Below are 19,934 nucleotides of genomic sequence, written 5' to 3' on the forward strand. Positions count from 1 at the left end.
GGTCCACACCCCTCAGGGCTGGGTCAGGACCACGCAGGACTCACCGGGGACGTGCAGCAGACCGTCCGGGCCCGGTTCCGGCACCGGCTCCCAGGCCGCCAGGACCTCCACCCGGCCGGTGCCCAGCGGGATCGCCGCGGCCTGCTTGCCGAGGTTCACCGCCACCCGTACGTCCCCGCGCCGGAAGGCCAGCCAGCGGGCCTCCTCGTCGTAGGCCACCCGCGTCGCGGCGAGGTCCGGGCCGGTGAGGTCGGGCTGGGCGTGGCGCAGCGCGATCAGCCGCCGGTACCAGGCCAGCACGCGCGCGTGCGGCTCGCGCTCCGGCTCCGACCAGTCCAGGCAGGACCGCTCCCGGGTCGCCGGGTCCTGCGGGTCCGGTACGTCCTCCTCGGCCCAGCCGTGCGCCGCGAACTCCCGCCGCCTGCCCCGCCGTACCGCCTCGGCCAGCTCCGGATCGGTGTGGTCGGTGAAGAACTGCCAGGGCGTGCCCGCCGCCCACTCCTCGCCCATGAACAGCATCGGCGTGAACGGCGCGGTCAGGGTCAGCGCGGCCGCGCAGGCCAGCAGGCCGGGGGAGAGCAGCGCGGTGAGCCGGTCACCCTGGGCGCGGTTGCCGACCTGGTCGTGGGTCTGGCTGTAGCCGACCAGCCGGTGCCCGGCCACCCGCGTGCGGTCCAGCGGACGGCCGTGGCGCCGGCCCCGGAACGACGAGTACGTGCCGTCGTGGAAGAAGCCGCCGGTGAGCGTCTTGGCGAGCGCGGCGAAGGGCTCCCGCGCGAAGTCGGCGTAGTAGCCCTGGGCCTCGCCGGTCAGCGCGGTGTGCAGGGCGTGATGGAAGTCGTCGTTCCACTGCGCGTGCAGCCCGAGCCCCTGCTCCGCGCGCCGGGTGATGAACCGCGGGTTGTTCAGGTCCGACTCGGCGATCAGGAACAGCGGCCTGCCCACCTCCCCGGCCAGAGCGTCCACGGCCGCCGACAGCTCCTCCAGGACGTGGCACGCGCGCGTGTCGTACAGCTCGTGCACCGCGTCCAGCCTCAGCCCGTCGATGCGGTAGTCCCGCAGCCACGCCAGCGCGCTGCCGACGAGGAACGCCCGCACCTCGTCCGAGCCGGGGGCGTCCAGGTTCACCGCCGAGCCCCAGGGAGTGGTGTGCGTGTCCGTGAAGTAGGGCCCGAACCGCGGCAGATGGTTGCCCGACGGGCCCAAGTGGTTTTGGACGACGTCCAGGACGACGCCCAGCCCGAGTTCATGCGCCCGGTCCACGAACCGCTTCAGCGCCTCCGGACCGCCGTACGGCTCGTGCACCGCCCACAGCGACACCCCGTCGTAACCCCAGCCGTGTTGCCCCGGGAAGGGACAGAGCGGCATCAACTCCACGTGGGTGACGCCCAGTTCCACCAGGTGCTCCAGCCGGGCCGCCGCGGCGTCCAGGGTGCCCTCACGGGTGTACGTGCCCACGTGCAGCTCGTACAGCACCGCGCCCGGCAGCCCGCGCCCCGCCCACCGCGCGCGCCACTCGTGGCGCCCGTGGTCCACGACCGCGCTCAGCCCGTCCGGGCCGTCCGGCTGGCGGCGCGAACGCGGGTCGGGCAGCACCGGCCCGTCGTCCAGCGCGAACCCGTACCGCGCGCCGTCCGCCGCCTCCGCCTCACCCGTCCACCACCCCTCGCGGGCGGGATCGCGCGCCAACGCGCGCGTGGTGCCCTCGCAATGGAGCGTCACTCGGTCTGCCTGCGGTGCCCACACCTCGAACTGCACGGACGGTTCCCCTTCGTCTGCTCACCGTGATGTTCAGCGGCCCCCATCGTGCCGCCTGGAACGATCGATCCGCTCATCAATTCGTCCCCGGCGGGCTGGTGTCGCGGAAGTACCGGCACACCGGCACCCGTTCCGCGTTTTCTGGACACCCGGAGTTCACTGCCCGACAATCACCAGCGTGACGTCGTCCTTCGAGTTCTCCACCTACCCCGCGCGCCTGTCCGACGCGGAACGGGACAAGGCGCTGCGGGTGCTGCGCGACGGCGTCGCCCTGGGCCGGCTCTCGCACGACACGTTCGTCCGCCGGATGGAACTGGCGCTCGCCGCGCGCCGCTCCGACGAACTCGCCGTCCTCGTCGCCGACCTGCCCCAGGAGAACCGCTTCTCCCGTGCGGTCCTGGGCGCCGTGGAGGCCGTGTCCGGGTTCACCGTACGGCTGCGCCGCGCCTGGCAGGCCGAGCGGCTGCCCAAGCTGCTGCTGCCGCACCCGGACCACGCCCACCCGCTGCGCATCGGCCGCGATCCCGCGAGCGGGCTGCGCCTGAACCACGAGACGGTCTCCCGCGTCCACGCCGAACTCCGCCGTCAGGGCGGTTCGTGGGTGCTCAGGGACCTGGGCTCCACCAACGGCACCACCGTCAACGGCCGCCGGGTGACCGGCGCGGTCGTGGTCCGCGAGGGCGATCAGGTGGCCTTCGGCCGGATGGCGTTCCGGCTCGCGGTGGGCTAGGACGCCGGCCGGTCCTTTTCGAATGGACGAACGGGCGTACGCGCGGGCCGTCCCGAACGGGTGAGGGCTCTCGGGAAGACGGGCCGCCGTGCCGATGCAACCGGCATGACTCACCACACCAGAGCGACAGCGTTGGCCGGTGCCCTGCTGGCCGTCGCGGCCCTTCTCACCGCCGGACCGGCGCAGGCCGCCACCCGGGAAGCCCGCGCGGACACCTGGCTCTTTCTGACGGTCACCAAGGGCAGCGCCCGGACCGGCGCGGTGCGCGGCACGCTGCTGCGCTGCGACCCGCCGCGCCTGCACGCGCGCGCGACCGAGGCCTGCGCCGAACTCGGCGCTGCCGGCGGTGACATCGGGCGCATCCCGGCCGAGAACGTCTTCTGCCCGATGATCTACGCCCCGGTGACCGCCCGGGCGCTCGGCCGGTGGAACGGCCGGACGGTCACCTTCCGGGAGACGTACACCAGCGCGTGCGTGATGAAGGCGCGCACCCGGCACGTCTTCGCCTTCGACGACTGAGGACGGATCCCGGCCGGGCGGCGCACCGGCCGCGCCGGGCTCACGCCACCCGCTCCCGGGCCTGCTGCGCCGCCACCAGCACCGTCCGCGACTGGTGCTCCACCTGGTGCTCCAGCGGCACCCAGCGGGCCCGGAACCGCTGCGCGAAGGCGTCGCACCAGGCGGCCACCAGCCGCTCCAGGCGCGGCGCCGCCCGGTCGTCCGCCTCCCGCAGCACCCGCAGCAGCATCGCCGCGGCCCGCAGCGGCAGCCGCCGCCCGAAGGCGTCCACACTCCCGACGTACGCCATCGTGGTGCCCGCCGGAGAGGTGTGCGCCCAGTCCTCGGCCAGGCCCGGGATCAGCTCCAGCGCCCACCGCGCGGCCCGCAGCAGCGGTCCGTCCACGCCGTCCAGCCGGGGCAGCGCCTCGGCGAGGACCCGCTCCACCTGCCGCGCGTCCCGCAGCAGCCGGGCGGCCAGGCCGCGCAGGGCCGCCTCGGGCTCCGGATGCGGGGCCGGGTCGTCCACCAGGTCGCTGGCCCACATCGGCACCTCCACCACGGCCGTCAGACCGCCGTACCGGTGCGCGTGGTACCAGGTGCTGTGCCGGGCGTCGTCCGGCATGCTCGGGTAGGGCACGCCGCTGTCCGGGCCGGGCATCACATGCACCCCGGGACCGGAGGCCGGCCAGCCCGCCGCGTCCGAGGCCCCCGTCTCCACCGGGATGTGCAGCTCCGCCGCGGACTTGGCGAACGGCTCGGCGAGACCCGGCACGTCCTTGGTCAGCTGCACCCAGCTGCCGCCCAAGTCGGTGCCGTGCAGGGTCACTTGCAGATACGGCCGCAACTCGTCTATCACCCCGGTCAGCGTCCGCGTCTCGGGCGGCAGCCGGTCCGGCGGCAGCACCGAGGGTGACCACTCCGGCTGCTCCGCGCCCGTCGGCCGGTAGAAGCCGAGGTGGTAGTCGAGCAGGCTGCGCGGCGCCGGGGTCACGTGCAGGCTCGCGCCGTCCGGGTCCGCGCACAGCAGGAAGTGCCAGGAGGTTCCGGCCCGCAACTCGCGGTGGGACAGCACGCGTTCGGCGAGCACCAGCAGGGTGGAACCGCCCGTCGGCTCATTGGCGTGGGCTCCGGCGACGACCAGCACCGCACGGTCGGCGTGCCCCACCGACAGCAGGTGCAGGGGTCTTCCCGCGCGTGAGACACCCACCTGGCGCAGTGCGCACAGCCCGGGTTCCCGGGCCGCCAACGCCTGGGCGTGGGCGATCAGTTCGGGAACGCTGGGATAGCGCAGCTCCGGCAGTGGACTCACCCCCGACTTGTCCGCCCGGCTTCGCCCTCCCAGTCCCGCACGCGACGGGGGAACTGTCAAGCAGTCGGCGGGGGAGGCGCCAGGGGCGTGCGGGGGCGCGAAGCCGACGGGATCCGGGCCACTGTGTGCCACGAGCGCACTACCGGTACGACAGGAGACCCGTGAGCGCACTACCGGCATGACGGACGTCCCGTGGCGCACTGTCGGCGCGGGGGCCCTCAGCCGTCCGCGACGCGCTCCAGCAGGGCCACCGGGAAGCGGTCCAGCAGGTCGGCCACGCGCGCGTGGCCGGTGAATTCCCGGCCCGGGGCGAGCACGTCGGCCCAGCGGCCGGGCGGCAGCGGCAGCAGCGTCTCGCGCCAGCCGCCCGCCTCCGCGAGCCGCAGTGACAGCCGGGTCACCGCCGTGACCACCTGACCGGAGCGCGCGAACGCCAGACAGTGGCCGGCCGCCGGACCCTCGGCGTCCAGCTGCTCGTACGACGCGTCCGCGCCGAACGCGTCCGGGCGCCGGGCGCGCAGCCGCAGCGCCGCCGCCGTCAGCGCGTCCTTCTCGCCGGGCGCCTCGGGCGGGAACGCCACCGGCCGCCGGTTGTCCGGGTCGACCAGCGCCCGGTACTCGCCCTCCGTGCCCTGGTACACGTCCGGCACTCCCGGCATCGTCAGGTGCACCAGCGCGGTGCCCAGGACATTGGCCCGCACGTGCGGCTCCAGCGCCTTGCGGAACGCGGCCACCCGTTCGCCGGGCGGACCGCACGGCCCGGCGGAGACGAAGGCGGCCACCGCGTCCTCGTAGGGCGGCTCCTGCTCCGTCCAGCTGGTGTACATGCCCGCCTCGCGCGCGTGCTTCAGCAGCGCCTGCTGGATCCGGTCCTCCTCGGCCGGGCCCAGCCCGAACACCGTCTGCCAGGCCGCCCAGGCCAGCTGTCCGTCCGGCGCGCCCTCCTCGGCCAGGCTCACCTCGGCGAGCAGTTCCGCCCAGCGGTCCGGGCACTCGGTGAGCACGGCCAGCGCGGCGCGCACGTCCGCGCTGCGCTTGGTGTCGTGCGTGGAGACGACCGTGCCGGTGAGCGGCCGGTCACGCTGCACGCGCGCGCAGTACGCGTGGAACTCCTCCGGGGACACGCCAGGGCTGCCGGGGTCGCCGCCCACCTCGGTCGCCGACAGCAGCGGCACATAGCGGTAGAAGGCGGTGTCCTCCACCGACTTGGCGCGCAGCGCCGACGCGGTCTGCGCGAACCGGGTACGGAACTCCACCCGGTCGGCGTGGTCCGGCGCCGCCGGGTCGCCGGGCGGCTCGACCAGCAGCCGGCGCACCACGGAGACGGCCTCGGCCTCCTCCGGCACCACGAACGCCAGCCGGGCCTCCTCGGCGGCCTCCTCGGTGATCACGGCGGAGGCGTCAGTGGAGGCGTACGGCCGGTACACCCGCAACCGCACCAGCAGCTCCTCCACGGCCGTGCGCAGCGCCCAGGGGGCGCGGTCGCGCAGCGAGAGGTCGGGCGAGGCGGCGCACAGCCGGGCGGCCACCCGGGTGAGCCGGTCCGTCTCCGTGGCCAGTTCGTGGGTGAGCACCTTGTACGCGGCCCGGCGGACCGTGGCCTCCCAGTTGCCGCCCCGGTCCGTCTGCGGGGCCGCGAACGCCCGGTACCGGCCCAGCAGTTCGTACGCCCCGGTGCGGTCCGTGAACAGGCCGTCGACGTGCCGCAGGGCGTCGTAGCCCGTGGTGCCCGCGACGGGCCAGGAGGCCGGCAGGCGCTCGCCGTCGGCCAGGATCTTCTCCACGACCGTCCAGCGTCCGCCGGTCGCCTCGTGCAACCGTGCGACATAGCCGTCGGGGTCGGCGAGTCCGTCGGGGTGGTCGACCCGCAGCCCGTCGAGCACGCCCTCGTGCAGCAGCCGCAGGATCGTGGCGTGGGTGGCGTCGAACACCTCGGGGTCCTCCACCCGCAGCCCGATCAGCTCCGAGATGCTGAAGAACCGCCGGTAGTTCAGCTCGGTACGGGCCAGCCGCCACCACACGGGGCGGTACCACTGCGCGTCCAGCAGTTCGGGCAGCGGCAGCGCCTCGGTGCCCGGACGCAGCGGGAAGGCGTGGTCGTGGTAGCGCAGCACGTCGCCGTCCACCCGCAGCCGCTCCAGCTCCGCGCCGACCGGGCCGCCGAGCACCGGCAGCAGCACCCGGCCGCCGTGCGCCGCCCAGTCGATGTCGAACCAGCGCGCGTACGGCGACTCGGGCCCGTCGCGCAGCACCTCCCACAGGGCGCGGTTGTACCGGGGGACCATCGCCATGTGGTTGGGCACGATGTCCGCCACCAGGCCGAGGCCGTGCGCCCGCGCGGTACGGGCCAGCGCGCGCAGACCCTCCTCACCGCCCAGTTCCTCGCGCACGCGCCCGTGGTCCACCACGTCGTAGCCGTGCGCGGAGCCCGGCACGGCCTCCAGGACCGGGGACAGGTGCAGATGCGAGACGCCGAGCGACGCCAGGTACGGTACGGCCGCCTCGGCGGCGGCGAACGGGAACGCGGGCTGAAGCTGTAGCCGGTAGGTGGCCGTGGGCACCCCCGGCCCGGGACGCGCAGGAGTCATGGGAACCTACGTACCCCGCCCGCCGTCTTTCGTGTCATCGGCCGGTGCCCGGATCACGCCCGCGTGTCCGGGTTCGAGCGGTGGGGACGACGGGAAAGCCGGGGCGGGGCCGCGCGGGGGACGTCTGCCGGCGGGTGACCGGGCTGGTGGAACGGCTCGCGGACCGGCCCGGCCGGCGCACGGTGGTGCTCGCGTTCTCGCTCGTCAACGCCGTGGCCGGCGCCACCGTGCCGCTCGTGGGGCCGCCGGCCCGGGCCCGGCCGGTCGTGCTCGGGCGCCTCCGAGGCCACGGTCGGTGCCGCGCTGTCCTTCGAGAGCACCCCGGACGAACTGTCTTTCGTCCGCTGCCTGGCCGCGGTACTCGCCCATCCGGCCTACGCGACGGCCGCCGCGGCGGCCCCGGTGGCCACCAGCGGCACCGCCTTCGCCCTCCACCCGACGTCCCACGCGGCGACCCCCGCAGGCGAGAACCCCGCCCGGCCCGACACCCCTGCCCCCGGCCCGCCCGAACCGCCCGCACGCGCGTGCCGCGCGCGCCGTCCCGGCCGGCCGAGACGATGGGCGTGGCCACCAGCACCCTTGTTGACGACCGGGCTCACCGTCGTCCCCACCCGGACGGTGGGCCCGGCCATGTACGCGGGCGAGCCCGGAAGAGCGCTCCACGCGCGCGAGGCGGACACGCGGCCCCGCCGAGGGGCCGCGCCCTACTCCGCGGGCCTTTGCAGCACCGTCAGGCTGCGGTCCGGCAGGGTGAGGCGGTCGCCGGCCGCGACCTTCTCGCCCGTCCCCGGCTCCACCCCGTCCGGGCGGGCCGTGTCCACCACCACCTGCCACTGCCGGCCGTGGTCGACCGGCACCACGAAGTCCAGCGGCTCGGGGGAGGCGTTGAACATCAGCAGGAAGGAGTCGTCGGTGACGCGTTCCCCGCGCGGGCCGGGCTCGGAGATGGCGTTGCCGTTGAGGAACACCGTCAGCGCCGAGGCCCGCGCCGAGTTCCAGTCCCGCTGGGTCATCTCGGCACCCTCGGGAGTGAACCAGGCGATGTCGGACAGCTCGTCGTGCGTGCCCTCCACCGTACGGCCGTGGAAGAAGCGGCGCCGCCGCAGCACGGGATGGTCCCGGCGCAGCCACACCATCGCGCGCGTGAACTCCAGCAGCTCGCCGTCGTCCGCCGGCCAGTCGATCCACGACAGCTCGTTGTCCTGGCAGTAGGCGTTGTTGTTGCCGCGCTGGGTGCGCGCGAACTCGTCGCCGTGGCTGATCATCGGCACGCCCTGGGACAGCATCAGCGTGGCGATGAAGTTCCGCATCTGCCGGGCGCGCAGCCGCAGCACCCCGGGATCGTCGGTGTCACCCTCCACCCCGCAGTTCCAGGACCGGTTGTGGCTCTCGCCGTCCCGGTTGTCCTCGCCGTTGGCCTCGTTGTGCTTGTCGTTGTACGCCACCAGGTCGTGCAGGGTGAAACCGTCGTGGCAGGTGACGAAGTTGATGGAGGCCAGCGGGCGGCGGCCGTCGTCCTGGTAGAGGTCGGAGGAGCCGGTCAGCCGGGAGGCGAACTCGGCCAGCGCGCGCGGCTCGCCCCGCCACAGGTCGCGGACGGTGTCCCGGTACTTGCCGTTCCACTCGGTCCACAGCGGCGGGAAGTTGCCCACCTGGTAACCGCCCTCGCCCACGTCCCACGGCTCGGCGATCAGCTTCACCTGGGAGACCACCGGGTCCTGCTGCACCAGGTCGAAGAACGACGACAGCCGGTCCACCTCGTGGAACTGCCGGGCGAGGGTGGCCGCCAGGTCGAAGCGGAAGCCGTCGACGTGCATCTCCGTGACCCAGTACCGCAGCGAGTCCATGATCAGCTGGAGCACGTGCGGGGACCGCATCAGCAGCGAGTTCCCGGTGCCCGTGGTGTCCATGTAGTAGCGCGGATCGTCGGCGAGCCGGTAGTACGAGGGGTTGTCGATGCCCTTGAAGGACAGCGTCGGGCCCAGATGGTTGCCCTCGGCGGTGTGGTTGTAGACCACGTCCAGGATGACCTCGATCCCGGCCTCGTGCAGCGCCCGGACCGCCGACTTGAACTCCAGCACCTGCTGGCCGCGGTCGCCCCAGGAGGCGTACGCGTTGTGCGGGGCGAAGAAGCCGATGGTGTTGTAGCCCCAGTAGTTGCTCAGGCCCATGTCGGCCAGCCGGTGGTCGTTCACGAACTGATGGACGGGCATCAGTTCGAGCGCCGTCACCCCGAGCTTGGTCAGGTGCTCGATGACCGCCGGGTGGGCGAGGCCCGCGTAGGTGCCGCGCAGCTCCTCGGGCAGGTCCGGATGACGCATGGTCAGGCCCTTGACGTGGGCCTCGTAGATCACCGTGTGGTGGTACTCGGTGCGCGGCGGCCGGTCGTCGCCCCAGTCGAAGTACGGGTTGATCACCACCGACGTCATGGTGTGCGGCGCCGAGTCCAGGTCGTTGCGCCGCTCCGGCGCGCCGAAGTGGTAGCCGTAGACCTCCTCGCCCCACCGGACCGACCCGCTGACCGCCTTCGCGTACGGGTCGAGCAGCAGCTTCGCCGAGTTGCAGCGCAGCCCGCGCCCGGGGTCGTACGGGCCGTGCACCCGGAACCCGTACCGCTGTCCCGGCATCACCCCGGGCAGGTACGCGTGCCGCACGAACGCGTCACTCTCGCGCAGTTCCACCGCCGTCTCCGAGCCGTCGTCGTGCAGCAGACACAGCTCTACTCGGTCCGCGGCCTCCGTGAAGACCGCGAAGTTGGTTCCGGCGCCGTCATAGGTGGCGCCGAGCGGATACGCCTCTCCAGGCCAGACCTGCATGGATACGACTCTCCCAGGTGTGCCGTCCGCCAGGGGCCGGGTCGGCCCCGAGTGTTGTCCGAAAGTGAGGCAACCTCCCGTGGCCCACCCGGCCTCTTGTGAGGTGACCAGTGCGTGTGGCGGTTCTGGTACCCGCCACGCGCCGAACCAGCGGGGCAGAAAACGTACTCCCGGGTGACCAAGGGGGGAGTAGGGGGAAATGTGCGCGAAAAAGTGCGCCGCCATCTGGGCAAAGTGCTGACCGGCGCGGCCCTCGCGGCGGCGGGGACCGCCGCCATGGTCGCGGTGACGCTGCCGGGCACGGCGGGCGCCGGCGAGTCCGGAGGGGCCGGCGGCGGCACGCGGGCCGCGCGGCAGACCGGGCCGGGCCCGGACGCCGCGCCGCCCGGCGTCGTGGAGCGGGCGCCCGCCGAGGCGGAGCGGGGCACGGGCCGCGATCCGCTCACCGACGACGAGCTCGGCCGGGTGGAGAAGGCCGCGCTGGCCGGGCGGCTGTCCGCCCTGGGCGAGAACGTCACCGGGGCGCGCGGACCGCAGCGGCTGAGCATCGACCTCGCCGAGCCCGAGGCCGGCGAGACGGACGACCCGGACGCGCCGCGCCGGGCCGACGTGGCCTTCTACGACTACAAGAACGACACGCTCGTCACCAAGACCGTCAACCTGGGCACCGGGAAGGTGGAGCGGACGGACACCCAGCGCGGCGCGCAGCCGCCGCCGAGCCGCGCCGAGAACGCGGAGGCGGCCCGCCTCCTGATCGCGAGCCCGCTCGGCGCGGGCCTCAAGTCGGACTACAAGGACGCCACCGGCAAGGACCTCACCTCCCCGGACCAGCTGGAACTGAGCGGCGGCATCTACCGGGCCGCGCCCGGCGCCCAGCCCGCCGTGCTCGACGCCTGCGGGACACACCGGTGCGTACGGCTGTTCTCCAAGGTCAGGAACGGGCCGTGGATCGACACCAGGGATCTGGTGATCGACCTGAGCGCCCGCAAGACCGCCGCCCTCGACCGCGGCTGACCGCCCGCACACCCGTGACCCCGGCAAGGAGTCGTCCCGTCATGCCCGAACAGCACCTGCCCGGCGGCGCCCGGCCGCGCGCCCTCGGCCGCGCCGCCCGCAAGACCGCGGCCGTCGGAGTGTCCCTGGCCGCGCTGGCCGCCGCCGCGACGGCCGGCGCGGGTCCCGCCGCGGCCCGGCCGCGCACCGCCCCCGCCGCGGCCCCCGGCTGCAGCGCCGCCTACACGATCGAACAGAAGCTCACCACCGGTACGACCTGGCGGATGTGCTGGCGCTACGACAGCAAGGCCGGCCTCGTCCTGGAGAACGTCTCCTATCAGCCCAAGGGCGAGACCAAGCCGATCAAGGTCCTCAACAGCGCCAGACTCGCCCAGGTCCACGTCCCCTACGACGACGGAAAGCACGAGTACTACGACCTGACGGGCCAGGGCTTCGCCCAGGAACTGATGACACTGTCGCCCGGCGAGTGTCCCGGCGGCACCATCAAGACCGTCAAGGTCCCGGACGGCGACCCGAGGAACCCGAACGTCAAGGGGCTGTGCACGACCACCCGTTCGCGTGGTCACGCCTACCGGATGCACGACATCGTCCAGTCGGACAAGACCTACCAGCAGCAGGGCAAGGACCTGCTGGTGTACACGGTCAACCAGGTCGGCTGGTACGAGTACATCACCGAGTGGCGCTTCCAGGACGACGGCACGGTCAACATGAACGTCGGCGCCACCGGCAGCCTCTCCTGGGAGGACTACAACGCCCAGGACGGGCGCGGCTGGCCCATCGGCAAGAACGCCAAGGACTACGCGACCAGCCACAGCCACAACGTCTTCTGGCGGCTCGACTTCGGCCTCGACGGCTCCTCCGGGACGAAGGTCGAGCAGTACGACTCCACCGTCAGCGCCCCCTCCGGACGGCAGGAGGGCCCGACCGCCAGGACCACCCGCACCCGGCCGGGCAAGGAGTTCGCGGGCGACTACAAGACCTACCGCTGGTGGCGGATGGTCAGCGCGTCCGGCAAGAACAAGGACGGGCACGCCCGTTCGTACGAACTGGTCCCCGGACCCACCACCAAGTACCCGGGCCGCCCCTTCACCCGGCACGACCTGTACGTCACCCAGTACGACAAGTGCGAGCTGTTCGCCAGTGACAACCCCAAGTGCGCGACGGGCCACCCGAAGTCCGTCGACAAGTGGGTGAACGGCCAGGCCCTCACCCACCCCGTGGTCTGGGTGAACGTCGGCTTTCACCACATAGCCCGGGACGAGGACCAGCAGCCCATGCCGGTGCACTGGCAGGGCCTCTCCATCGCCCCGCGGGACGTCACGGCTATGAATCCGCTCACTCCCAAGGAGCTGGCGTGGCAGAACGGACACTGGGAATGGCGTAGTTGAGCCGAGCGGCCGGGAAACCGACCTGTCCATCCGGCTGCACCGCCGACCGCTCCCGGAGTAGGCTTCCTTGATCGTTGAGATGGGAAGCCCCGGGAGCGGAAGGCGGTGCACGGGTGGGCTCGGGAGGGCTGGAGCTGCCTCCTGGTGACGAGGGTCACGAGGGGAACTCCGCAGACGTCCCGCCCGGCGCGGTGTCCCTGGCCCGGCCGATGGACGCGGGGTCCATCGGCCCGGAGCTGGACTGGGACGCCGACGCCTGGCGCGAGGTGCGCACCCGCGCCCAGCGGGCCGGCCGGGCCTACATCTGGCTGAACCTCGTCGAACAGCGGCTGCGCGCGGTCGTGGCCGCCGTGCTGCGGCCCGTCTACGAACCCGTCCACGGCGACGAGTGGGTGGTGGCCGCGGCCGGCCCGGCCGGGCAGGAGTGGGTGCAGCGGGCGGTCGCCGTCCGCGAGGTCAGCCGCCGCAAGGGCTACCTGCTCGACCCGGCCGACGACAACGTCCTCAGCTTCCTCACCCTGCCGCAGCTGCGCGAGCTGGTGGTGCAGCACTGGCCGTGCTTCGAGCCGTACTTCGACGAGCGCCGGGACCTCGAACTCGCCCTGGACGAGCTGGAGGTGACCCGCAATGTCGTCTCCCGCAACCGGGCCCTGTCGGAGGCGGTGCTCGGCCAGGCCGAGCGGGCCTCGGCCCGGCTGCTGGAGATGCTCGGCGCGGGCGGGGACGTGCCCTCGGCGCGCCGGCTGCCCGTGGACGCGGTCGAGGACCTGGTCGGCGACCGGTACGCGGACGTCGTCGCGGTCCACTCCGACCGGGTGCGGCTGCTGCGCCAGTTCCCGGCCGAGGACATCTTCGGCGGCGCCCGCCGGCTCGACGCCATCGGCATCGGCCTCAACCTGCTGGTGCAGAACTTCTCCGGGCGCCGCCTGGTCCGGCTCGCCGAGTCCGGCTGCCGGGTGCGGCTGCTCTTCCTCAACCCGGCCTCCAGCTCGGTCAAGCGCCGCGAGCGCGAACTGGGGATGAAACGGGGCGAGCTGAGCCGCTCGGTGGAGATGAACATCCTGCACATGCGCCGGGTGCGGTCCCGGCTGCGCGACCCGGGCGCGTTCGAGATCCAGGTGTACGACGAGACGCCCCGCTTCACCGCCTACCTGGTGGACGGCGACGGCGCGGACGGCGTCGCGGTGGTGCAGTCCTATCTGCGCGGCGCGCGCGGGATGGAGTCACCGGTCCTGGTACTGCGCAACGGCAGCCGGCTGGTCACGTCCGACGACGTCGGAGAATCCGGTCTTTTCCCGACATACCGCGAGGAATTCGAGCTGGCTTGGGCGGATTCGCGCCCGGTGTCCTGACCCACCGGCGCCGGGCGGCGCAAGGCCGTCGGTGGATTGTCAGTGCCGCGTGCGATGGTGGAGGCACTGGGGGAAAGCACCACCAAGAAGGGGGGCCGCCCATGGGCTGGCACCAGGAGCTGCTGATCGGCTTCGACCTGGAGACGACCGGGACCGATCCGCGTCAGGCGCGCATCGTCACCGGTGCCGTGATCGAGGTCAGGGCCGGTGAGCCCGTGGGCCGCCGGGAGTGGCTGGCCGATCCGGGCGTGGAGATCCCGGCCGACGCGGTCGCGGTCCACGGCATCAGCACCGCACGCGCGGCGGCCGAGGGCCGCCCGGCCGACCAGGTGGCCGACGCCATCGCGGACGTCCTGGTGGGGTACTGGAGGACGGGCGTCCCGGTCGTCGCCTACAACGCGGCCTTCGACCTCACCCTGCTCTCCGCCGAACTGCGCCGGTACGGCCTGCCGTCCCTGACCGACCGGCTCGGCACCGCCCCCGCCCCGGTCGTCGACCCGTACACCATCGACCGCTGGGCCGACCGCTACCGCCGCGGCAAACGGAACCTGGAGGCGGTCTGCGCCGAGTACGGCATAGTCCTGGGCGCGGCCCACGACGCCACCGCCGACGCCCTCGCCGCCGCGCGGCTCGCCTCCGCGATAGCCGACCGCCACCCGAAGATCGCCGCCCTGGGCCCCGCCGAACTGCACCGGCGTCAGATCCGGTGGTACGCCGAATGGGCGGCGGACTTCCAGGCGTTCCTGCGGCGCAAGGGCGAGACGGACGCGGTGGTCGACGGCGCGTGGCCGCTCCGCGAGCTGACCGAGGACCAGGCGGCGTAACGACGCCACCCGCGGGCGCGCCGTGGCGTCCGCGCCCCGTCCGGGCGAGGCACCGTCAGAACGGATACCACCGCACCGTCTCGTCCCCGTCCCGCAGGGACGCCACCCGCCGCCGGAACTCGGCCAGCGCCTTCGGGTTGGACGGGGCGTGCTGGGCCACCCACGCGCAGCTGGCCGTCTCCCGGGCACCGCGCAGCACCCCGCAGCCGTCCCACTCGCGCACGTCCCAGCCGTAGGCCCCGGTGAAGGAGTCGTACGCCTCGGCGGGCAGCCCGTACCGGTCGCGGGAGAGGGCCATGACCACCAGGTCGTGCTCGCGCAGGTCGGCGGAGAAGGTCTCCAGGTCGACCAGGACCGGCCCGTCCGGCCCGACGTGCACATTGCGGGGCAGCGCGTCACCGTGGATCGGCCCCGGCGGCAGCTGGGGCGTCAGCGCCGCCGCCCGCGCGGCGAAGCCGTCGCGGCGCGCACGGAGATAGGCCGCGTCCTCCGGGTCGATCGCGTCACCCGCGAGCCGCAGCCAGCGCTCCACACCGCCCAGCAGATCGCGGGGCGGCAAGGCGAACGAGGGCGAGGGAAGGGCGTGCACGACGCGCAGCAGCGCGGCCAGGTCCCGTGGCTCGGCGGGTCGTACGGCATCCGGCAGCCGGTGCCATACGGTCACCGGGTGCCCGTCCACCAGCAGCGGCTTCGGCTCGGCCGCCCGCACCGCCGGCACACCCGCCTCGGCCAGCCAGGCGGCGACGGCCAGTTCGCGCTCGGCCCGCGGCAGCAGCTCGGCGTCCCGGCCGACCTTCACCACCAGGTCGCCGGCGGCGAACACCGCGTTCTCGCCGAGGGCCACCAGCCGGGCGTCCCGGGCCGCTCCCGGGAGCACCCCCGTCTCGGCCAGTACGTCCCGCGCGCGTGCCTCGTCCATCGTCCCGCCTCCGTGCCGTCTTCCTGTGCCGGGTCCGTCCGTCGTCCGGCCAGTCTCGCATCCGTACAGGTCGGCGGCGGTGCGCGGGCCCTTGACGGGGTACCGGGCCTTCACGACCATGAACACGCCAACCGGAGCAGGCAAAGGGGCTGATTCCGTGACAGAGGTGGCCGAAGTGCGGACACCGGTGGCGGGGACACACCCCCGCGCCGGACTCCGGGCCGCCCACCGCGGCGCCTGGTTCCTGGTCCTGCCCGCCCTCATCCCGATCCTGCTGCTCAGCGTCGGCCCGCTGCTCTACGGCGTCCTGCTGGCCTTCACCGACGCCCAGTCCGGCCGGACCGCCGCCACCCGCTGGATCGGCGCCCTCAACTTCCGGGACCTGCTGCACGACACCCTGTTCTGGGAGTCGTTCCGCATCGGCCTGGTCTGGGCGGCGGGCGTGACCGTACCCCAGTTCCTGCTGGCGCTCGGCCTGGCCCTGCTGCTGAACCAGGACTTACGGCTGCGCGGCCTGGCCCGCGCCCTCGCGATCGTGCCCTGGGCGATGCCCGAGGTCGTCGTCGGCATCATGTGGCGGCTCGTCTACAACCCGGACGCGGGCGTCCTCAACGAGACCCTGCGCGACCTCGGCCTCGGGGACGGCCGGGACTGGCTGAGCGGCCTGGCCACCGCGCTGCCCGCGGTGATCGTCGTCGGCGTCTGGGCGGGCCTGCCGCAGACCACGGTCGCCCTGCTCGCCGGACTGCAGAACGTCCCCCGCGAACTCCACGAGGCGGCCGCGGTCGACGGCGCGGGCGCCTGGCGCCGCTTCCGCACGGTCACCTGGCCCGCACTGAGACCCGTGGCCCTCGCCATCACCGCGCTGAACCTGATCTGGAACCTCAACTCCTTCGCCCTGGTCTACGTCCTCACCGCCGGCGGACCCGGCGGCCAGACCCGGCTGCCCATGCTCTTCGCCTACGAAGAGGCCTTCCGCTACGGCCAGTTCGGCTACGCGGCGGCCATGGGCTGCGTGCTCGTCGCCGTGGTCTCCGTCCTGCTCGCGGTGTTCCTGGCCGGCCGGCTGCGCGGTGGTGAGGACGCATGAGGACCGCGCGCACCCCGAGGGCCCGCCGCGCCGCCCGCGCCGGGCAGTACACCGCCCTGCTCGGCTACCTGCTGTTCCTCGGCTTCCCGCTGCTGTGGCTGCTGTCCACCGCGCTGAAGTCCCCGCGCGAGCTGGGCAGCCCGCACCCCGCCTGGATCCCCCGCCACCCCACCCTGGCCAACGTCCGGCAGGCCTTCGCCGAACAGCCGCTGGCGCACGCCGCCCTCAACTCCCTGCTGGTGGCGCTCGCCACCGCCGCCGTCACGGTACTGATCGCCACCCCGATGGCCTACGTCATGGCCCGGCACCGCACCAAGGCGGCCCGGGCGGCCACGGGCTGGGTGGTGGTCAGCCAGGCGTTTCCCTTCGTCCTGCTGATCATCCCGCTGTTCCTGGTGCTGAAGCGGCTGCGGCTGATCGACTCCCTGACCGGACTGGTACTGGTGTACGTGGTGTGGTCGCTGCCGTTCGCGCTGTGGATGCTCGCCGGCCACGCCCGCGCGGTCCCCGCCGAACTGGAGGAGGCGGCGGCCGTGGACGGGGCCGGACGGCTGAGAACGCTGACGTCGGTGACGGTGCCGCTGCTCGCGCCGGGCATCGCGGCGACGGCCCTGTTCGCGTTCGTCACCGCGTGGAACGAGTTCTTCTTCGCGCTGGTGCTGCTCAAGAGCCCGCACCGGCAGACGCTCCCGGTCGTCCTCACCCACTTCATCGGCGCGGAGGGCGTGGCCGACCTCGGCCCGCTGGCCGCCGCCGCGTTCCTGGCCACCCTGCCCTCCCTGGCCTTCTTCGCACTGGTCCAGCGGCGGATCACCAGCGGCCTGCTCACCGGGGCGGTGAAGAACTGATGCGGACCCGGATCACCCTGGCACTCGCCGTGCTCCTGCTCCTCCTCGCGGGCTGCTCCCCGGGCGCCCCCGCGGACGGCCCGGTCACCCTGCGCTTCCAGTCCCTGGCCTGGCAGCCGGACTCCGTCGCCGCCACCAAGGAGCTGGTGGGGGAGTGGAACGCCACCCACCCGGACGTCAAGGTCGAGTACATCCAGGGCAGTTGGGACAGCGTGCACGACCAGCTGCTCACCTCCTTCGAGGGCGGCGAGGCACCGGACGTCATCCACGACGCCTCCGACGACCTCGCCGACTTCGCCTACGGCGGCTACCTCGCCGACCTGTCCGGCCTGCTGCCCGCCCGGCTCGCCTCCGACATCCCGCGCGGCAGCTGGGAGACGGCCACCTTCGGACGCGGTGTCTACGGCGTGCCGTTCCTCCAGGAGCCCCGGGTGCTGATCGCCGACGCCGACCGGCTGCGCGCGGCCAAGGTGCGCATACCGACCCCCGGACACCCCTGGAGCTGGCCGGAGTTCCGGCAGGTGGCCAAGAAGCTCACCGGGCCCGGGCGGTACGGCGTGGCCTGGCCGCTGAAGGAGCCCGTGTCCGCCACGCTCAACCTGTCCCTGTCGGCGGGCGGACGGCTCTTCCACCGGGGTGCGGACGACAAGGTCACCGTGCGGTTCGAGGCCGGGGACGAGGTCGTGGCCCGCACCATCCACGACCAGGTCGCCGTCGACCGCAGCGCCCCCGCCTCGACCCTCGGCAGCGGGGGTGCGGACACCCTGCCCGGCCTGTTCGGCGGCCGGTACGCGATGGTCCCGCTGGGCTTCTCCTACCGCCAGCAGATCGTGCGGCAGGCCCCCGAGGACTTCCACTGGCAGGTGCTGCCCGCGCCGGCCGGCGCCGGCGGGCTCACCCAGGGCGTCAGCCCGCAGACGCTGTCCGTCTCCGCCGACTGCCCGCACAAGAAGGAGGCCGTCGCCTTCATCGACTTCCTGCTGCGGCCCCGGAACATGGTGCGCCTCGCCCTCGGCGACTGGATGCTGCCCACCGGCACCCAGGCCCTGAAGGACCCGGCCCTGCACACCGCGCGGCACGGCTGGGCCACCGGCACCGCCCTCGCGGCCCGGCTCCGCCCCGCGCCCGCCCAGTCCGTGCGCGGCTACCCGGAATGGAAGGACAAGGTCGCCACCCCGGCCTACCAGCGGTACTACAGCGGCGCGAGCACTCTCGCCGAGCTGCGCCACCGCCTGGAGCGGGACGGCAACCTGGTGCTGGCCCGCTACCAGCGCTGACCCGCCCCCCGGCGTACCCCGCGCAGGAAAAAGAAATATACGAGACGCAACGTCTCGTCTACCGTCGACGCCGTGACCACCCAGACCACTCCCGCCCACATCGCCATGTTCTCCATCGCCGCCCACGGCCATGTGAACCCCAGCCTGGAGGTGATCCGTGAACTCGTCGCCCGCGGCCACCGGGTCACGTACGCCATTCCGCCCGTCTTCGCCGACAAGGTGGCCGCCACCGGCGCCCGGCCCGTCCTCTACCACTCCACCCTGCCCGGCCCCGACGCCGACCCGGAGGCATGGGGAAGCACCCTGCTGGACAACGTCGAACCGTTCCTGAACGACGCGATCCAGGCGCTCCCGCAGCTCGCCGATGCCTACGCCGACGACATCCCCGATCTCGTCCTGCACGACATCACCTCCTACCCGGCCCGCGTCCTGGCCCGCCGCTGGGGCGTCCCGGCGGTCTCCCTCTCCCCGAACCTCGTCGCCTGGAAGGGTTACGAGGAGGAGGTCGCCGAGCCGATGTGGCGCGAACCCCGGCAGACCGAGCGCGGACGGGCCTACTACGCCCGGTTCGAGGCATGGCTGAAGGAGAACGGGATCACCGAGCACCCGGACACGTTCGCCAGTCATCCGCCGCGCTCCCTGGTGCTCATCCCGAAGGCGCTCCAGCCGCACGCCGACCGGGTGGACGAAGACGTGTACACCTTCGTCGGCGCCTGCCAGGGAGACCGCGCCGAGGAAGGCGGCTGGCAGCGGCCCGCCGGCGCGGAGAAGGTCGTCCTGGTGTCGCTCGGCTCGGCGTTCACCAAGCAGCCCGCCTTCTACCGGGAGTGCGTGCGCGCCTTCGGGAACCTGCCCGGCTGGCACCTCGTCCTCCAGATCGGCCGGAAGGTGACCCCCGCCGAACTGGGGGAGCTGCCGGACAACGTGGAGGTGCACGACTGGGTGCCGCAGCTCGCGATCCTGCGCCAGGCCGATCTGTTCGTCACCCACGCGGGCGCCGGCGGCAGCCAGGAGGGGCTGGCCACCGCGACGCCCATGATCGCCGTACCGCAGGCCGTCGACCAGTTCGGCAACGCCGACATGCTCCAAGGGCTCGGCGTCGCCCGGAAGCTGGCGACCGAGGAGGCCACCGCCGACCTGCTCCGCGAGACCGCCCTCGCTCTGGTGGACGACCCGGAGGTCGCGCGCCGGCTCCGGCGGATCCAGGCGGAGATGGCCCAGGAGGGCGGCACCCGGCGGGCGGCCGACCTCATCGAGGCCGAACTGCCCGCGCGCCACGAGCGGCAGGAGCCGGTGGGCGACCGACCCAACGGTGGGTGACCGGCCGGCCGGTGTCCGTTCCGACCGGCAGAGATCCGCTTTGTGATTACGAAACCTTGTTGAACAAGTAACAGCTGCGTGAAGAGGTTGATCCGGCCCCCGCTCATCGGCCAGAGTTTCGCGCAGCCCGCCTCGGCGCGGTCACGGCCGTCGTGCCCACCCCCACGGGGCACGGCGGCCGTACGCGTACGCCCACCTCC

Annotated in this window: 14 protein-coding genes and 1 pseudogene; 10 read left to right on the forward strand and 5 right to left on the reverse strand. The window is 73.4% G+C overall.

The features are described from left to right. Positions 1 to 12 precede the first annotated feature (12 nt). Complete coding sequence (gene treZ, locus HB370_RS30710; RefSeq protein ID WP_030777785.1) at positions 13 to 1,758, reverse strand: malto-oligosyltrehalose trehalohydrolase; 1,746 nt, start codon at positions 1,756 to 1,758, stop codon at positions 13 to 15. Between the two features lie 178 nt (positions 1,759 to 1,936). On the opposite strand from treZ, the gene HB370_RS30715 reads away from it, so the two are divergent. Continuing rightward, a complete protein-coding gene (locus HB370_RS30715) occupies positions 1,937 to 2,488 on the forward strand; it encodes a DUF1707 and FHA domain-containing protein (RefSeq protein WP_030777787.1) in 552 nt (183 codons plus the stop codon). A gap of 105 nt (positions 2,489 to 2,593) precedes the next feature. Beyond that, the gene (locus HB370_RS30720; protein WP_030777789.1) at positions 2,594 to 3,007 is read left to right on the forward strand and encodes an SSI family serine proteinase inhibitor; all 414 of its coding nucleotides are present in this window, start codon (positions 2,594 to 2,596) and stop codon (positions 3,005 to 3,007) included. A gap of 40 nt (positions 3,008 to 3,047) precedes the next feature. On the opposite strand, the gene HB370_RS30725 is transcribed toward HB370_RS30720, so the two are convergent. The 3 genes from HB370_RS30725 to glgX all read right to left on the reverse strand — a co-directional run bounded on the left by HB370_RS30725 (position 3,048) and on the right by glgX (position 9,702). Continuing rightward, entirely contained in the window at positions 3,048 to 4,298 is a 1,251-nt protein-coding gene (locus HB370_RS30725) for a M14 family zinc carboxypeptidase (RefSeq protein WP_030777791.1), read from the reverse strand. 218 nt (positions 4,299 to 4,516) lie between these two features. Next, positions 4,517 to 6,886 carry a malto-oligosyltrehalose synthase gene (gene treY, locus HB370_RS30730; RefSeq protein WP_208974458.1) on the reverse strand — a complete coding sequence of 790 codons (2,370 nt, stop codon included), beginning with the start codon at positions 6,884 to 6,886 and terminating at the stop codon, positions 4,517 to 4,519. A 704-nt stretch (positions 6,887 to 7,590) separates the two neighbouring features. Next, positions 7,591 to 9,702: a glycogen debranching protein GlgX gene (glgX, locus tag HB370_RS30735; RefSeq protein ID WP_030777797.1), complete on the reverse strand. Its 2,112-nt coding sequence runs from the start codon at positions 9,700 to 9,702 to the stop codon at positions 7,591 to 7,593. A gap of 201 nt (positions 9,703 to 9,903) precedes the next feature. On the opposite strand from glgX, the gene HB370_RS30745 reads away from it, so the two are divergent. The 4 genes from HB370_RS30745 (at position 9,904) to HB370_RS30760 (ending at position 14,280) form a co-directional block, all read left to right on the forward strand. Beyond that, on the forward strand, positions 9,904 to 10,716 hold the full coding sequence (locus HB370_RS30745; protein WP_030777799.1) for a hypothetical protein: 813 nt from the start codon (positions 9,904 to 9,906) through the stop codon (positions 10,714 to 10,716). Between the two features lie 41 nt (positions 10,717 to 10,757). After that, positions 10,758 to 12,104 (forward strand): copper amine oxidase, encoded by a 1,347-nt coding sequence (locus HB370_RS30750; protein ID WP_030777801.1) that lies wholly within the window; start codon positions 10,758 to 10,760, stop codon positions 12,102 to 12,104. A gap of 113 nt (positions 12,105 to 12,217) precedes the next feature. Next, a complete protein-coding gene (locus HB370_RS30755; protein WP_030777803.1) occupies positions 12,218 to 13,456 on the forward strand; it encodes an SAV2148 family HEPN domain-containing protein in 1,239 nt (412 codons plus the stop codon). A gap of 101 nt (positions 13,457 to 13,557) precedes the next feature. Continuing rightward, on the forward strand, positions 13,558 to 14,280 hold the full coding sequence (locus tag HB370_RS30760) for a 3'-5' exonuclease (protein WP_030777805.1): 723 nt from the start codon (positions 13,558 to 13,560) through the stop codon (positions 14,278 to 14,280). Positions 14,281 to 14,335: 55 nt separating this feature from the next. Here the strand turns inward: HB370_RS30760 and HB370_RS30765 are convergent, their stop codons facing one another. Continuing rightward, a complete protein-coding gene (locus HB370_RS30765; protein ID WP_030777808.1) occupies positions 14,336 to 15,199 on the reverse strand; it encodes an aminoglycoside phosphotransferase family protein in 864 nt (287 codons plus the stop codon). A 187-nt stretch (positions 15,200 to 15,386) separates the two neighbouring features. On the opposite strand from HB370_RS30765, the gene HB370_RS30770 reads away from it, so the two are divergent. From HB370_RS30770 to mgt, 4 genes and pseudogenes are all read left to right on the forward strand, one after another. Then, the gene (locus HB370_RS30770) at positions 15,387 to 16,289 is read left to right on the forward strand and encodes a sugar ABC transporter permease (RefSeq protein ID WP_106980592.1); all 903 of its coding nucleotides are present in this window, start codon (positions 15,387 to 15,389) and stop codon (positions 16,287 to 16,289) included. Further along, on the forward strand, positions 16,286 to 17,137 hold the full coding sequence (locus HB370_RS30775) for a carbohydrate ABC transporter permease (RefSeq protein ID WP_030777813.1): 852 nt from the start codon (positions 16,286 to 16,288) through the stop codon (positions 17,135 to 17,137). The genes HB370_RS30770 and HB370_RS30775 overlap by 4 nt, the downstream gene beginning before the upstream one ends. Next, positions 17,137 to 18,414 (forward strand): extracellular solute-binding protein, encoded by a 1,278-nt coding sequence (locus tag HB370_RS30780; RefSeq protein ID WP_030777815.1) that lies wholly within the window; start codon positions 17,137 to 17,139, stop codon positions 18,412 to 18,414. Before HB370_RS30775 ends, HB370_RS30780 begins: the two co-directional genes overlap by 1 nt. After that, positions 18,411 to 19,734 (forward strand): annotated as a pseudogene (gene mgt, locus HB370_RS30785) (macrolide-inactivating glycosyltransferase). The gene HB370_RS30780 and the pseudogene mgt overlap by 4 nt, the downstream one beginning before the upstream one ends. Positions 19,735 to 19,934 lie beyond the last annotated feature (200 nt).

It is taken from the genome of Streptomyces sp. DSM 40868 (assembly GCF_011820545.1).
Lineage (GTDB): Bacteria > Actinomycetota > Actinomycetes > Streptomycetales > Streptomycetaceae > Streptomyces > Streptomyces eurythermus.